This window comes from Symmachiella dynata, from assembly GCF_007747995.1.
GTDB classification, from domain to species: Bacteria; Planctomycetota; Planctomycetia; order Planctomycetales; family Planctomycetaceae; genus Symmachiella; species Symmachiella dynata.
The window spans coordinates 1,738,585-1,753,975 of record NZ_CP036276.1; the positions used below are offsets into that span (position 1 = coordinate 1,738,585).

General features: G+C 54.7%; 13 protein-coding genes. 7 read left to right on the forward strand and 6 right to left on the reverse strand.

Going from position 1 to position 15,391, the window contains the following annotated elements; translation table 11 throughout:
• Positions 1-28: 28 nt before the first annotated feature.
• Positions 29-2,959, reverse strand: coding sequence for a PAS domain-containing sensor histidine kinase (locus Mal52_RS06695; RefSeq protein ID WP_145374934.1), 2,931 nt, complete (start codon positions 2,957-2,959; stop codon positions 29-31).
• A gap of 195 nt (positions 2,960-3,154) precedes the next feature.
• Here Mal52_RS06695 and Mal52_RS06700 point away from each other — a divergent pair, with 195 nt between their 5' ends.
• Positions 3,155-3,610, forward strand: coding sequence for an MgtC/SapB family protein (locus Mal52_RS06700; protein ID WP_145374935.1), 456 nt, complete (start codon positions 3,155-3,157; stop codon positions 3,608-3,610).
• A 32-nt stretch (positions 3,611-3,642) separates the two neighbouring features.
• Entirely contained in the window at positions 3,643-4,197 is a 555-nt protein-coding gene (locus tag Mal52_RS06705) for a leucine-rich repeat domain-containing protein (RefSeq protein WP_145374936.1), read from the forward strand.
• 15 nt (positions 4,198-4,212) lie between these two features.
• Here Mal52_RS06705 and Mal52_RS06710 read toward each other — a convergent pair whose 3' ends face one another.
• A complete protein-coding gene (locus Mal52_RS06710) occupies positions 4,213-4,800 on the reverse strand; it encodes a cytochrome c oxidase subunit 3 (RefSeq protein WP_145374937.1) in 588 nt (195 codons plus the stop codon).
• A 494-nt stretch (positions 4,801-5,294) separates the two neighbouring features.
• Here Mal52_RS06710 and Mal52_RS06715 point away from each other — a divergent pair, with 494 nt between their 5' ends.
• The gene (locus tag Mal52_RS06715) at positions 5,295-6,740 is read left to right on the forward strand and encodes an arylsulfatase (protein WP_231962539.1); all 1,446 of its coding nucleotides are present in this window, start codon (positions 5,295-5,297) and stop codon (positions 6,738-6,740) included.
• A 428-nt stretch (positions 6,741-7,168) separates the two neighbouring features.
• The gene (locus Mal52_RS06720) at positions 7,169-7,411 is read left to right on the forward strand and encodes a helix-turn-helix domain-containing protein (protein WP_145374939.1); all 243 of its coding nucleotides are present in this window, start codon (positions 7,169-7,171) and stop codon (positions 7,409-7,411) included.
• Between the two features lie 143 nt (positions 7,412-7,554).
• Here the strand turns inward: Mal52_RS06720 and Mal52_RS06725 are convergent, their stop codons facing one another.
• The 4 genes from Mal52_RS06725 to Mal52_RS06740 all read right to left on the reverse strand — a co-directional run bounded on the left by Mal52_RS06725 (position 7,555) and on the right by Mal52_RS06740 (position 12,156).
• Entirely contained in the window at positions 7,555-8,067 is a 513-nt protein-coding gene (locus Mal52_RS06725; protein ID WP_145374940.1) for a peptide chain release factor family protein, read from the reverse strand.
• Between the two features lie 18 nt (positions 8,068-8,085).
• Entirely contained in the window at positions 8,086-9,783 is a 1,698-nt protein-coding gene (locus tag Mal52_RS06730) for a sialidase family protein (protein WP_145374941.1), read from the reverse strand.
• Positions 9,784-10,515: 732 nt separating this feature from the next.
• Complete coding sequence (locus Mal52_RS06735; RefSeq protein ID WP_145374942.1) at positions 10,516-10,935, reverse strand: hypothetical protein; 420 nt, start codon at positions 10,933-10,935, stop codon at positions 10,516-10,518.
• 123 nt (positions 10,936-11,058) lie between these two features.
• Complete coding sequence (locus tag Mal52_RS06740) at positions 11,059-12,156, reverse strand: DUF1559 domain-containing protein (protein ID WP_145374943.1); 1,098 nt, start codon at positions 12,154-12,156, stop codon at positions 11,059-11,061.
• Between the two features lie 422 nt (positions 12,157-12,578).
• Here Mal52_RS06740 and Mal52_RS06745 point away from each other — a divergent pair, with 422 nt between their 5' ends.
• The 3 genes from Mal52_RS06745 to Mal52_RS06755 all read left to right on the forward strand — a co-directional run bounded on the left by Mal52_RS06745 (position 12,579) and on the right by Mal52_RS06755 (position 15,361).
• A complete protein-coding gene (locus Mal52_RS06745) occupies positions 12,579-13,127 on the forward strand; it encodes a sigma-70 family RNA polymerase sigma factor (protein WP_145374944.1) in 549 nt (182 codons plus the stop codon).
• A 114-nt stretch (positions 13,128-13,241) separates the two neighbouring features.
• On the forward strand, positions 13,242-14,780 hold the full coding sequence (locus Mal52_RS06750) for a LamG-like jellyroll fold domain-containing protein (protein ID WP_145374945.1): 1,539 nt from the start codon (positions 13,242-13,244) through the stop codon (positions 14,778-14,780).
• Positions 14,781-14,983: 203 nt separating this feature from the next.
• Positions 14,984-15,361, forward strand: coding sequence for a hypothetical protein (locus tag Mal52_RS06755; protein WP_145374946.1), 378 nt, complete (start codon positions 14,984-14,986; stop codon positions 15,359-15,361).
• Positions 15,362-15,391 lie beyond the last annotated feature (30 nt).

The following is a 15,391-nucleotide window of genomic DNA, read 5'->3' on the forward strand; positions in this document are numbered from 1 at the left end:
ACTTTGAAGTTGCGCGAGCCTACGCTGATCAACTCTTTATTATGTCGTGTTGACTGAGCCAAGGCAATGAAAAAATGAACGAACAACCATTCTGTGTTCCTGTTGATTCCACCCAGATCTCACCTCCATGCACATCGATGATCCGTTTCACGATGGCAAGTCCGATGCCCGATCCTGCGTTGCTAGCATTGAGTTGCTCAAAGAGTTTGAAAACGTTGTCATGATATTTGGGGTCGATGCCGGTTCCGTTATTCCGCACGTAACACACCAACTCTTTTGCGTCATCCCGCATACCGATTTCGATGCAAGGATCGGTTGGTGAACAATACTGGACGGCGTTGTCAATTAAATTCTGCATGACTTCCAATAAACGCAGCCGATCTCCGTAGACGTTCGGAAACTCAGGGGCGACCGTTACCTGCACCCCTTTTTGGCTAATACCGCCTGCCGATGTCCGTAATGCCTGGGCGACAATTTCACCGAAGTTGACATGTTCCGACGGATTAGCAACTCGTCCTACGCGGGAGAGTTCCAGCAGCCCGTCTAATAGATTTGTCATTTTGTCCGCGGCATTGCTAATTTCGCAGCAGTCTTCCTCAACAGCGGACAGGTTCTCAGCTGCGAGGTCTCTTTTCAGCAACCCTAAAAATCCTTTGATCGTGACCAAGGGACTTTTGAGGTCGTGCGACACGGTATACGTAAAGCTTTCTAACTCGGTGTTTTTGGACTCCAATTCTTGAATCAACGTTTCGCGTTCAAGTTCCGCTTCTTTACGTGCAGTGATGTCACTTGTGATTGATAAGATGACAGGGTCGCGGTCGCTCATATTCAACAGGACGGCCTGCGTTTCCATAAACCGTCGCGTTCCCTGCAATGCCACGATTTCGAATTCGAAGGTTTCTTTTTTTCCTTGCCACACGCGGTTAATGAATTCACGATAGGCTTCGTGGTACTCCTTGGTGATCAGATCGTAAACACACAAGTTGCGGACATCGTCAGTATGTTTTGCTTCGATTAAGGCCAAACCGGCGGCATTCATTTCCAACAGAATCCCATCCCGGGTATGCAATTTGACGCAGGCCGGGGTGGTGTCGATGATTGCCCGTAAATGTTGTTTGCTGGCATGCATCGCATGTTCGGCTCGCTTGCGATCCGAGATGTCCTGGACCAGCGCCGTTAAGTATTCCACGGAACCGTCGGCAGTTCGCGCGCAATTCACGGCGATTGACACATGAATCGATTCGCCTTTTTTCGTGATGTAACGTTTTTCCAGTGCGTATCCGTCAATCTCACCCGCCAGTACCCGCTGAAATTGTGCTAAGTCGGCATCAACATCGTCGGGATGGGAGATGTCGACCCAAGTGAGCTTAGAGAGTTCCTCGGGGGTGTAGCCCAGAATTTCATACATGCGATCGTTGACCTCAACCCACCCCTTTTCTGGGGAGGTGATCGCCATGCCGATCACGCCGAGATCCAAGATGCGGCTAATCCATTGTTCGCTGCTCCGCAATGCGTCGGTTGCTTGATTACGTTCCAGTTCGGCGGAAATATGCCCGGCGACAATTTTTAGCGTCGATTTTAACGTCTGGGTCTCTGCGAGCGGACGACGAAATAAAAGCGACACCAATCCTTGTGGCTGACCGCGAGAGTCAAAAATCGTCGTGCCCACGTAGGCTTCCACCCCCATTGTTGACAGCATCTCATCTTGGGGAAATTGTTGCTGGACGCCGCTGGAATAAACGCAGGTCTGCTGCTGGACAACTTGCGCGCAGGGTGTGCCTTTCATTTCGTATGTGAAATTCTCGATAATCTTGCCATCGGCATAAGCGGCGTTCGTCTGCACGACATCATGGTCGTCACTATTTATTGTGCCGATGAAGGCATATTCGGCGTCCAGTGACTCGGCTAGGTGTATGAGCAAGGATTGAAATAATTCCTCACCCTTGACTGAGACAAACTGCTTGGCCGCGTTGACTAACGCCGCCTCGGCCTGTTTGCGGGCGTCGATGTCTTGAATGGAGCCTGCCATCCGCAGCGCGCGGCCTTCGTCGTTCCAAATTGCTTGTCCTCGTGCGTGAAACCAGCGATATTTGCCCGATTGAGTGCGCAAGCGATATTCGACGTCGTAGGGAACGCGGTCTTTCAAGTGACGTTTGATGGCTTCGCGGTTTTGTTTTGCGTCGTCGGGGTGGATGTGATTGATAAATGTATTGATGGAGGAGACGAGATCATCCTTTCGGAAATCGGCCAACTCAATACATCGATCCGAGTAAAATAACTCGCCCGTTTCAAAATTTAAGTCCCAAATCCCGTCGGTCGAGCCGGTGACTGCTAGCGAAAATCGCGTTTTTGCAGCAGCGAGTTCCTTTGCAGTCTGTGTGCGGGAGAGCGTATTGGCGATGATGTTGCCCAGGAGTTGCAGACGTCGTATCACATACGGTTGCCACCGCACCGGCTCACCGGACATGTGGCATCCTAATGCGCCGCTGGGGACTCCACTAACTTGAATGGGAATCAACAGTTGCTGTAACTGCGGCGCGGATTCGTCGTCGGCGGGCGAACCGTTCAATTCGACAATGTCATCCGTACACAGCTGCGTAAGCAGTTCGGGGGGGAATTCCAATTCACGCGGGGGAACATTGTTTTCGAAACCCGAGCGACAATAAACATGAGTGGCACACAATAGATCCTCGTTGGGGGACAATATGAGCAGAGAGAAGATGTCGATGCCCAATGGGGCGGCGACTTGTCGCAAAATGTCAGAGATCGTATCGTCCACAGCCTCTGCCGCTGAATTGACAATCGCGGCCGACATGTCGGAAATCAGGACTTCAAATTCCAGGCGTTCTTCGAGCGAGCGAATCGCGTCATCCGCTGTGGCTGTCACCTGAGCGGAAAGTGGATCACTCGGTGCGGGGGGAAATGTTGCCGGTTTGCCAACTGGGCTCGATGGCTTCATAAGAATCCGTTTATTTCAATGCAAAGTGACTAGATTCGTTTATTTGGCGCAGAAGCAGTCAGAGTAACGCAATCGCGGACGATTAACTATATCAGTCAACTTCGATCGGCCAACCTGGGGTTCTCCCCAGGACGCGTTTTTTTGATAGACTAGTCCCAGAAGAGCAAACCGAGACAACATTTAAGGGCATCGACATTGGACTGGCAATTAGAATCCTTGTATGCGATCCGTGCGGTCGTCGCTGCGGTCCTGGGCGGATTTATTGGTTGGGAACGGGGGTGGCACGGACGTGAAGCGGGGATGCGGACCTATGCCTCTGTCGCACTCGGCTCATGCGTGTTCGCTCTCATCTCATCGCACATCCCCGGAGCAGAGCCGTCACGACTAGCGGCCAACATCGTCACCGGCGTCGGTTTTCTGGGAGCCGGCATCATCCTCCGCGAACGCGGCCGCACCGTGGGTCTGACCACCGCCGCCACAATCTGGTCCACCGCCGCCGTCGGCACCGCTGTCGGTTTTGGTATGTACCTGCTAGCGACGCTCACTTCGTTGATCGTGTTCGGAATCCTGGCGTTGCATCACCTGCCGGGCTGGAAGCGACTCTCCGGCCAACAAGATCACTCCACGGAAACGCCCGACGAACAGAACTGACCGACGCCTCTGAGTGAGTGCAAGAATTCGTGATGACCGATGGAAAACCGAAGAGCCGACTGCCGCGCACGGGCGCGCTGGTGCTGATTGCGGTGGTGTTGCTGATTGGCAGTGGCGTGCTGTCGGTATGGGAATCGTATCATCGCAATCAAACGGCGATCGCTGCAATTAAGGATTTAGAAGGCACAGTCGAGTCGCAATTTGTTTACCCCGCTTGGTTTCCAGAGGCACTAAAGACGAAGCATTGGGCGGCGTTCGAGAGAGTCACCTCAGTGGATTTAACAATCACGCCCATCACTGATGCAGACCTTGGACAACTGCAGGGACTCGCCGAGCTTGAATACCTATCGCTGGACTACAACGAAATTGGGGATGCTGGAATGGAGCATCTCTATGGGCTGACCAACCTGGAATACCTATCACTGGATAGTACCCAAGTCAGTGACATGGGGATTGAACATTTTGCTGGTTTTACCCAGTTAAAAACGCTGTGGATTAAAAATACCCAAGTCACAAGCACAGGTGTAGAAAAACTCCAGAAAGCTCTACCCAATTGCGCAATATTTTGGATACCACCAGCAGAATAACACCGCCCCCTCCCATCACTGCATCCCCAACGCCATCACAAACACTCCCAGAATTACCATCCACACCACGCCCAAAGCGTGCCAGAAGTACGTACAGAGGGTGATTCCTAGGTAGTATTCGTGGTCGTAGCGCCCCGCGAAGGTCCGTACGGCGATGTAACAGACAAACAGCATTGCCACGCAAAAGTGCATTGCGTGCAGACCAGCGAATACGATGAGGAAGGCGTTGGCATCGGCTTGGGCGGTTGCCGGGGTTTGGTTTTGGATCAGGCAGTACAACGCATAACTTTGCACGCCGCAAAAGAGCGTCCCGGCCAGCATGGCTTGGCATAGATGGCGGCGGCAGAGGCGTTGACGCTCGCGGCGGATCGCGAGCAAAGCTCGCTGCATCGCCGTGCTGCCACAGGCCAGTAATGCCGTGCTGGCGAACAGTGCGACGGGAAACACGACACGTCCCGGGTGGGGTGTTGTGCCGATGAAGTGGATCAGCACCCAAGCCAACGCCCCGGCCGTCAGCGCCACGCCCATCACGGTCGCGGCGAAACGCAATAGAAACCGGGCATCGGTGCGGTGAGTCGCAGATCTGTCGGAGAGAGCGGGCATATCGAGGGTGTCACGAGTTATGTTTCCTTGCCGCAACGGATGCGATTCGCGCGCGACGAGGTTATTATAGTTTGTTGGTGCCGCAAGGCGAAGTTTCCTTGCTTCCGACGCGCCTTGGTTTCGCGTACTGGTTCCCAAACTCCGTTTGGGAACCCAATTGCCCGAAGCTCTGCTTCGGTGGGGGGCAGGGTGATTGGCTAGACGATTGTGTTTTCGGCAGCGAAGCAGAGCTTCGCGAAGGAGCGTTCCCAAACAGAGTTTGGGAACGAGTGAAACAGTAAAAAATTACCCCCTCTCCCTCTGGGAGAGGGCCGGGGTGAGGGTTTTCGCACGACGGTTGTCGGCCGTGAGTGTTTTGAGTTGGGATGATCATTCGTCCTGCATAGAAAGGTGCGTCGCGACGCACCCTACATTTTGATCCGTGTTAATCTGTGGCTAGTTTATTTGTTCGAGTAAACGGAGGCTCGGCCTCGCCTTCCCGGGGGATGAATTTCATGGTGGATCGTTTCGTGCGGCTGCGTTTTTTTGTGGGGTTGTTGGTGTTGCTTTCGGCGGAGCAGGGGATGGCGGCAGAGGCTGCGCCCGCGCGGCCGAATTTTGTGTTTATCATGGCTGATGACCTGGGGTATGCCGGGCTGAGCTGTTATGGCCAAAAGAAATACAGCACGCCGCGGATTGATCAAATGGCGCGGGAGGGGATGCGGTTTACACAGGTGTACGCCGGTTGCACTGTCTGTGCGTCTTCACGCAGTGTGTTGATGACCGGCCTGCACACCGGACATACGCCGGTTCGCGGAAACACCGGTGGCATTGCCTTGGCTGATTCCGATATCACTGTGGCTGAAGTCCTCAAGGGAGTCGGGTATCGCACCGCTTGTATTGGCAAGTGGGGACTCGGCGAACATGGCACAACTGGCATTCCCAACAAGCAAGGTTTCGATCGGTTCTTCGGCTATCTGCATCAAATCCATGCTCACTTTTACTATCCCAAATTCTTGTGGGACCAAGATGAGAAGTTTGTCTTAGAGGGGAACGACGGCTTCAGCGGGCAATACACGCACGATGTGATCGTCGATCGCGCAATGCAGTTTCTCCGCGAACAAGCGAAGGAAGATGATCCCTTCTTCTTGTATCTGCCACTCACGATTCCCCACTACGAACTGTTGGTGCCCGAGGATTCTCTAGAGGAGTTTCGCGGCAAGTATCCGGAAACGCCGTACACCGGCCGTCGTAAGAAAGTTGGCTTTCCAGACGACTATGCCGCCCAGTCGCATCCCAAGGCAGCGACAGCGGCGATGATCACGCGCATGGACCGCGACGTGGGGCGGATTCTGGATCTGTTGCAGGAACTGAAATTGGATGAGAACACGTTGGTGTTTTTCACCAGCGACAACGGCGCCACCGGAGGCCCTTCGGATCCTGACTTCTTTCAGGCTTGCGGCCCGCTGCGGGGGTATAAGCGTGATTTGTATGAAGGGGGAATTCGTGTGCCGATGATCGCCCGCTGGCCGGGACATATCAAAGCCGGTAGCGTGAATGATCATGTTTGGTATTTCGCCGATGTGTTGCCAACATTATCCGAGCTTGCGAAAACCGATGCGCCGAAAACGACCGATGGTCTGTCGGTAGTGCCGGCGCTGTTGGGTGAAAAAGCGGCAGGTCGCGCGCAGGCAAAGCATGACTATTTGTATTGGGAACATCCCAACCACTACGAGCGGTTGTTACAAGCGGTACGCCTGGGAGATTGGAAAGCGATTCGCCTGGATGCCGGGCTGCCGTTGGAGCTGTACAACTTGCGAGCCGATGTCGGTGAAAAAACGAATGTGGCGGCCGACCACCCAAGTGTCGTGCAACAGATGGAGCAGATCATCAAATCCGCGCACAAGGAACCACCGCCGCAAATCGAGCCCAAGCCCCCCGCAGGACGGCAATATCAATAGGGCCGCATTGCACGACACGAAGCTGCAATTACGACAGAAGGGCGATGTCGCAGTGCGCGGAATCGCCTGTTTTGCCCGATTACTACGATGCGATCGGTTTTGTTGACTGTCGGTGCAAAATGAATTTCTGGGCTTGTTTACTTCGTCATCCGGCGCCTAGAATTCAGATATGTGTATACCCACGTGACGGTTATCAAGCGTGATGTGACCGACGTGGTTTTGTGGGTGCACACATTCGGCGACACGCAGCCACAGAGACAAACGCCGCGCGTTGGCCGATACGTGATCCCACAAAATGGTCGAGAACGAGGCACAAACGCCGAGGCGTGATTGTGATTGCCATGCAATCTTGCAGGCATTTGCGGCATACCAACAGGTGTTGTGCTTGGTTTTCACAGAGTCTTCCTTTTTTGTGAAAGGTGTTGGGGATGGCGTACGTCGAAGCGGGCGATATCCAAGAAATCCTCGACTCGCTCAAAATTCGAGCAGCCGAACTTGCACGTCGCACCCATGTAAGTCGGTCTTACCTCAGCCACTTGCTGAGCGGTCGCAAATCGAACCCAAGCAAACTTTGGGCGCTGCAAGTCCTTCAGCTATGCCGCGAGGAACATCTCGAGGGCATCGCTGAACGAATCCAGCAACGGGTCGAACCAGCTAAATCCGAAAACTGACGGATTCTTGCGACGAGTTGACATAACTGTGCGATGCGGGGCAGCCGGTCGTATTTGAAGTAAAAACGCGCAAAGTGCGTGTTGGCTACCGGTGTTGACTTGCGTCAGCGACTGCGGTCGTCCATCGCCGACTGCTATTGGGGCTATTTCAGCGGACGCAATCCGCGCAACTTTCGATTGGCGTTCACGCCACTCCAAGCCCGCGGTTCGCGTTTCAGGAATTTCGTCAACTGCGAACCGGTGCAGCCCAGTTTCTCCGCGGCTGCCTTGAGATCAAACTCACGGTTTTTGATCCAATCCAGCGCCTCAGCCAGCATCGTCGGAAAGTCCTCATGCGCTGGATTGATGCTAATGCGGCCGCCAATCAATCGGGATGTCCAGACTCGATCGACCTCGTCGTCAGCCATTTTTTCTGTGCGCACCGCGAGCGCCAAATTGACCCGCAGCCGAAACAGGGCAACGGTCTGGTTCTCGGCTTGGCTGCGGCGCTCGGAGGCTTCGCCGTGAGTCCCGGTCGGCCGATGCAACAGAATGATGGCCGTTTCGACTTTGTTGCGATGTTGTCCTCCCGGTCCGCTGCCGCGGGTGCGCGTGACTTCACATTGCGGCAGTAATTCCGCAACCGGCAAAGCTGCGGGATGGATCGCACTCTCCATGATGAACTCGCAAACCTTCTATGGGGCGGTCACATCGGCGCGAACCGATTCAACCAGAAAGCCGGCTTCGTCAAGTTCATCGGCTGTTGAGGCCAAGCAGAGATAGCTCACCGCACCGCTCTGGGGATTAACAAGTGGAAGTTCAGTCGTTGACGTTCCATCGATCTTCACCCGGCAGACATGCTGGTCGAGATTCCATGACAGTTCCATCGTATGCCAATCATGATCCGCGATGTCTCCCTCAGTCGACAGCGGCATCACGAAGGCTGCGAGTTTGTCTGTGACCGGATCTCCCGGCGGAATGAAACGATCCGCCAAGACAATTCGTCCTCCCTGAAATCCGGGCTGTTGCTTCAATCGCAATGTTAAGCGTCCTGTGCGTCCGGCGGGGAAATTCCAAACCGCCTCATCCGCTGGTTTTTCATCAGGCCGCCGCACGTGTAACACCTGTTTGCCGGACTGCGACGGATGCTCGATCAGCACCGGGCCGGTGGTGCGGTCGCGCCAATAGCGCGCCGCTGGACCAAAGGGTTTGAACGTGCACCAACCCTCCAGTCCGTCTGAAAAATCATCCGCCGCGGTTGTTGCGGTTATCCAATCCGGATCAATGCGCATCAACGAAATCCGCCCGCCCCCTTGCCCGGTCGCTAGGATGATATCCCCCTCAGGCGTTTCCGCGGAGTAGGGATACGCCGTGCCGCGGTCCCCTTGTTTGGGGGGCGATTCATTTCTGAGCGGGTCCCGAACCACTTCGCGAAAACCTTGCCAGGTTTGGCCCTCATCTTCCGAAATGGCCACATGGAGCGCATCGCGCGAGGTGTAGATCGGAGCCCCATCGACGCGGGAAGGATTCTCGCAGTTATTCCAAAACACCACGATACGACCATCGGTCAGCCGCAGCAAACTGGCCGGTGAATTGGACGCGATAAACGGCGAAGCGACTGCCGGTGTCCAGTCGGCGCCGTCGGGCGAAAACGATTGATACATGTAGCCGGTTTGGCTACGCATCAACATCCACGCGCGACCATCTTTGAGCGGCAACATGCAAGGCTCGCAGGCACCGTAATTGCTGCCGATATAATTCGCCTCGCAGGGAGCCGTCAATTCGGCAGGCGACTGTGTCCAGGTTTTTCCCCCGTCGTCGGTATACGTGGTCGTCACGATATGACTCCCCGTCGGCGGCGTCGATTTTCTTCCGGGAACCCAATACTGGTGCGGCAGCACGATCCGCCCGCTGGGCAATTGCGTGATGCCGTTCAGTGAGCCGACATAACCGGCAAAAATTCGCTGCGGCTCACTCCACTCGGTCCGCTTTTTCGAGGTACGGCAGTGCCAAATGTCGATGAAATAATCGACCGTCGGTTTTCTACCGTCACCGCGACGGACGGTGAGAATGGCATGCAGTTCGCCATCACGATCAACAAGTGTGACCGGAATCCCCGCCCCCGATTTGGTAAATGGAAATTCCGCGTGCGGCTGACTCCAAGTTTTGCCGCCATCGGTCGAACGAATCGAAACGCACTGCTTCCCCCGCTGCAAATACAAAATCTCCAACGACCCGTCCGGCAGGCTGAGAATATTCTTGCTCGGGGGAGACGCATCCAACAATTGCGGCGGTGTCGGAGGAGAATCGGCATGGGCAACCGTTGTGATCATGGCCACAGCAGCAATAATGATCGCTATCAGTCGGGAGTAAATGTAGGGCGAACGGGACATAAATCGTGCTCCGCAATCTGCGATTGAAAATGACAATGGACGTATCGCATTGATTGTAAGCAATTCCCGCACGGTTTTCTTGGTCCAATGGCAAACCGGTTATTGCTGCACCGGCTGGCAATTCTGAGCGATTACAATCAGAAGGAGGAGAGGGGGCATTCCTTGCAATTGACTCCGCTGAAATTCAGGCCATATTGCGTGAATAATTGCATCGATTCGCGATCATTCTACTCTGCCTGTGCGGATATGAGATCACCTCATCGCCGTGTGGAGGCCAAGGGGGAGACCCGTTTCCTTCGTCTGGATTCGAGTAACCAGGGATGCTGATCACAATGGGTAACGGCGCAGCGGCACTCTTATCGATCAGCGTCATCGATCGAAAACAGGGGAGTTGACGCCGTGTTGCCCGGCGGAATGCGTGTCGAGGTCCGGACAGGCTTGGAGTACCAGCCTGTGACGCTCGGCAGAACCACTGCTGTGAGAAAAATCGAGGTGGCCGATGTGAAACTTGACCGCATGTTCAAAATACCCAAAGCGGGTTGCTCTGCGGGCGATTCACACATTCACTGTCAGCGCGGTGATGAAGGCGCTGGATTTGCGCAGCAGCGCAGTACCACAAGTGCCTGAGCCATTGGATCAACGAGCGGGAAACAAAGCCTGCATCCCACTGATTAGACCTTTACCTACCATCAATTGTCGCGGCTGAGTGTCTTGACTGATCGAGCAGCAGCTTTATTCCTCTAAGTGGAAATCAAACACGTTGTTTCCCGGCTCCAACGTGACTTCCAACTCGCTTTCGCTGTTATATTTTGGCGGAAAGGCTTCTTTCATTTCATCGATATCCGGTCCCTTCCCCCCGGGACCCAGGTGAATCACCTTGCCGGTTTTACGTGACCAGGAGAGCTGGACGCGATTCACGCCAGCCGTGGCGCCGGGCGGCTGCGAGATGGAATACTTACCATTAGTAATTCGCGTTCCTGAGCCCTCGCCATGCTCGGGAAAGAAGAAGATAGTTCCATCTTCGACATCTTCTCCTTGGTAGGAAACGTCACCATTGACCCAGACTGACGTGTTGTCACCACAACCTGCTAGACCAAGTAGTAAGGTGCATGCCAGAAGTTTCGGCCAGGATCGGAAGAAAACCATTGTCACGAACTTTGTTCCTTTGAATTCAATTGCACTCTCACACGACAAGGCCCAAAGCTGGGCCTTTTGTAAGAAGTCTGGACTGCTGGCAGCCTGGAAGGGCCACCAGCAGTCTTTGAAACTTTTAACTTAGAACTCGCCCAGGACATTCCCGTCAGACATCCAGGACAGGTTCCGCCACGTCTGCAGATCGATGCTATCGCTGACGAACCGGACGGATCCGTCGCACAGCGTGACTTGCACCCCGCCTGTATGCTGACTGCGCGACCCTGCAGTATTATTTCCATTCCCGGTCGGGGCGCAAGGCAGGTTTTGGTCCGGTAGGTCCTGGCCAGAGCCGGCTCGGCAGCTTTGATCCGATCCCAGCAGACCATCGCGGAGACGGCTATTGGGACCGTACATGGCATGAAGCACTTTGCCCGATGACCGTGTGGTGATGAACGCACCGCGGAAATCCCCGAGTGTCCCCGTCAGATACTCCGCCACACAAATTGTGTTGCTGCTGCCATCCGTGATGTTTTTCATGCTCGTTCCGCGGCTAGCACCGAAAACCCCCTTCATTTGCGAGAGGGTGAGGGTTGGCTCTGGCAGAGGATTGATCGGTTCCGTCGTACTCGTCGCCAGCGTCGAGATGCTGCCGGACGAGGAAGCTTCAGCCCAGATGTCATTGTCGCTGAACGCGCTCCACATGCCAAGATAGTTCGAGCAGGGAACTATGCCTGAATCGGACAAGACTTTCACGTTGTTGGGAGCACCTGGGTCCGTGGGGCAACGAAAGACCGGCATGCCCACCCGCAGATAATCCGGCCATTCTGGTACGCTCGGGTAGTAAATGTGATCCCAAGGTGGACGCCTTCCCCAGTCCTCTGCGTAACGTTCATAGATCGCCGATTGTTCCAACTGGGGTAATATCAGATGATGGAATGAGACCCACTCTGGATATTGCCAACGATTGCCGGAAAGCGGCGAATTGATCGAACCGGGGGGAAACATGCGAAAACTGTCGTGATAGTTATGCAGCGCCAGTCCGATCTGCTTCAAGTTGTTCCTGCACTGTGTTCGTCTCGCCGCCTCTCGCGCTTGCTGCACAGCGGGCAGCAGAAGAGCGATCAATATGGCAATGATCGCAATTACAACCAATAGTTCGATCAGTGTGAACCCACTCTGTCTCGCACCTCTATGCAAACTGATCTGTTTCCTGCTACTACGCAAACTGAATTGTGGCATTCGCAAGGCTCCCCAAAAGATATAATCCGAAGATGAAAAAGAAGGCAATAGGTTGTCGTTTACGCGATGCTCCGGGCGAAGACACGTCCCACAGTTACCGCAATAACAACCTTCACATCTTAAAACTCGATTTAAAGGAAAGAAGAGGCAGCAAGCAGCCGAGCAGCTAATGGTTGGCCGCAGTGGCATTAGTAATCCCCGGCTGCAGGCCCAATTCCCCCCTTGAATTGAGAGGTTTCTTTTCAGTGATTCCGGAAAGAGGATCCTCTTCCCTTGCTGGAATTGCCTCAAGTCGCTTGGGAGACTACTCTTATCGCGATCAATTTAATTTTATCACGAATTTGGGGCGGGGAATTTGGGGGCCAGGTGGGGATATCATATGGAAAGATCCAGACTACTCGGACTTAGCCGGTCAGCAGCACATGTCGCACACTCCCACGATCGACCCTGGTGATGACTTTGCACGATTGCTGGTTCAGCACGATCGAGCGTTGTTCAGGTATATCATGACATTCGTTGCCCGCCATGACGATGCAGAGGAGATTCTGCAGCGGGTTGCGATCGTCTTGTGGAGAAAATTCTCGGAGTACGATCCAACGCGTGACTTTCTCCCGTGGGCGTACCGGGTCGCCTACTTTGAGATCCTGAAGTTTCGCACGGAGGCCGGCCGCAGTCGTCTCATTTTCCGGGAAGATGTTCTCGAAGCATTGGCTGAAACAAGGCATACTCTGAGTCCGGTTCTCGAAGCACAACATCAGGCATTAGATGCGTGCCTGGAAAAATTGAACGCGGAATCTGCCGCTCTGCTGCGACGTCGCTACGGCGAGTCGGAGACAGTCGCGGCGTTGGCGACAGAGAAGGGCACCACAGCCAAGGCTCTGTACCGCAAACTTGATCGACTGCGCGACCTGATCGCCGACTGCGTCGAACGACGAGTTGGCTTCAAGGGAGTGGTGTCGAATTGCGAATAGAGGGGCAATGCTAGTTGGAACGCGTGTGCACGCTGTAACACGAGTTGGAATTTATGCGATGAGGATGATCAAGGTGGAGCGGTGACGAAGAGCGAAAAGACTAATGAGCGAAAGATGTTCCGTCGGCTTGCCGATGGCGACATGACGGCTGATGAGTTTGCAGCAGTGGAAGAGCGGTTGCTGGCAGATTCAGGTTTCCGGGAGCGTTACGTTCGTGCGATGGGAATCGAAGCCGGCTTGCATGAAGCCCTCCGGTTTCCCGGCACTTTTCAGCTTCCGAAGCCGAGAAGACTGTCGTCTGTAAGAGTGTTTGTCTTCGGCAGCGTTTGCTCCATGCTCCTTTTGGGGCTTGCGGTTTGGGCCTACTGGGCGTTTGTTCCGGGGCGTTCGGGTGTGATTTACCATGCCAGTGCGTCTCCGGGGGCGAAGCCTGTTGCCATCGTCACGAGGGCCGAAGCCGCGTCAGATGACGTCAGGCCGGGCATGCGAATTAAACCAGGCGTACTGCTGGTCGGAGAGGGTCAGCTGCAACTTGAATTCATGAATGGGGCACAGATCAATCTTGAAGGACCGGCAGAACTGCACATCCTGTCAGTCGAAGCAGCCAAGCTAATTTCCGGCAAGGCGGCCGTCCGCATTCCACCGGGTGCGCGTGGATTCATTTTGAATACGCCGGACGCCGCCGTCGTCGATCTGGGAACAGAGTTCGCCGTTTCAGTTGAAAAGAACGGGGAGAGTGAGATACACGTGGTCGACGGGGAAGTCGACGTCTCTTTGTTGGGGAGTGATGGGAATACGCTGACGAACCAGAGAGTGACTCAGACGGGCGCTTACCGTCTGAGCGGATGGCCGTTGTCATTCAAACGCATCGACTCTCCGAGCGTGCCATTGCCCGGAATTCAGGCACAGGACTCGTCACCACTTCGCGTCAGGGACTCCTATGTGCAATCGGTTCTGGCATCGCAGCCAGATATTTACTGGCGGTTTGAACAACTGGTCGACGGCCAAGTGCCAAACGAGGTCGGTGAGCGGTGGGCTGGGAAAATCCATACCGTTGCCGAAGATTCGTCAGCAATCATCATCCGAGACGGTGTCGCTTGGTTTACTCCAAGTGATCACCCCCATCGACTCGAAGCGGATGAACCGATTCAGGGATTCAATCGCGATTCGTTTACCATCGAGTTGTGGGTTAGTCCTGACAGTTTTCATTGGGCTACGCTCGCCGCCGTGGTCCCCATCGAAGCGCCGCACCTGCATCTGAGTTTATTTGAATTACCTTATAAGTGCGGACTGGTCTACACGCCAGGTTCATTTCGGTTTCTTCATCGCCATCCACCCGGGAAACACGGTGGCACAAATGTGTTTACCAACGGAGATTGCACCCCCGGCCAATGGCATCATCTTGTCGCCGTCAAAACGCCCGCCGGAATTAAGCTCTATCTCAACGGAGAATTGATCCGCGATATCGTCGCGGCGGCAGCTTCCGATGATTCGCTCTACCGTCTGTATGTCGGCCAACTCCATATCGAGGGGACGGATCGGCAGCTGTCCGGAGCAATCGACGAGTATGCCGTGTACCTGCGGGAACTGAGCAGCGAGGAAATCCGGGGGCATTACCGCGCGATGATCCTTGAACAAAACACCGCACAATGAATCACTGTCAGGATTGTGGTCGGAACGTGTTGTTCCAGTTCAGGAGAATCTCGTCCAAGCGGATAACGGATTCGAGGCGATCCGTAATTTCGCGAGTGACACCCCATCGGCGTTCGTAGAACCTTCAGTTGCACTTGACGAAACGTCAAGGCTGTCCCGCGTAGAGACGATCTGGTTTCTGGGTTGCCTGGAACTGCCGCAGGTTGCCTTTACGCTGGAGGAATGACTCTGTCAGCCGTGATTCGTTTAAGGCGCACTCTTCCGCACTCGATACCGCCGGTCGGATTCACATGGGGATGATTGCGGCGCAAAGGGCGACGAGGATCATTCTCAAACGGGAAAAGAACGAGACCGAGACGATTCCGCGCGGAAACTATCGGCGAGATGTCCGCGACCGGGACATCCTTGATGCCCGAAGGCTTGGAGAAAACCTCACTCACCAACACCTGGCCGACCTGCTCGCTTTTCTCCGATCGGTGCAGGAAAAAACCGCTGCCGAGCCGACCCGCTGGTTGGATGACGGTACCGAACCGGGCCTCGTGGAGCCGAAGAAAGAGTCACGGCGAACAGAATATCGGTAGAGTGTGTCCCTTCACAGGTTGGCCTCGGCG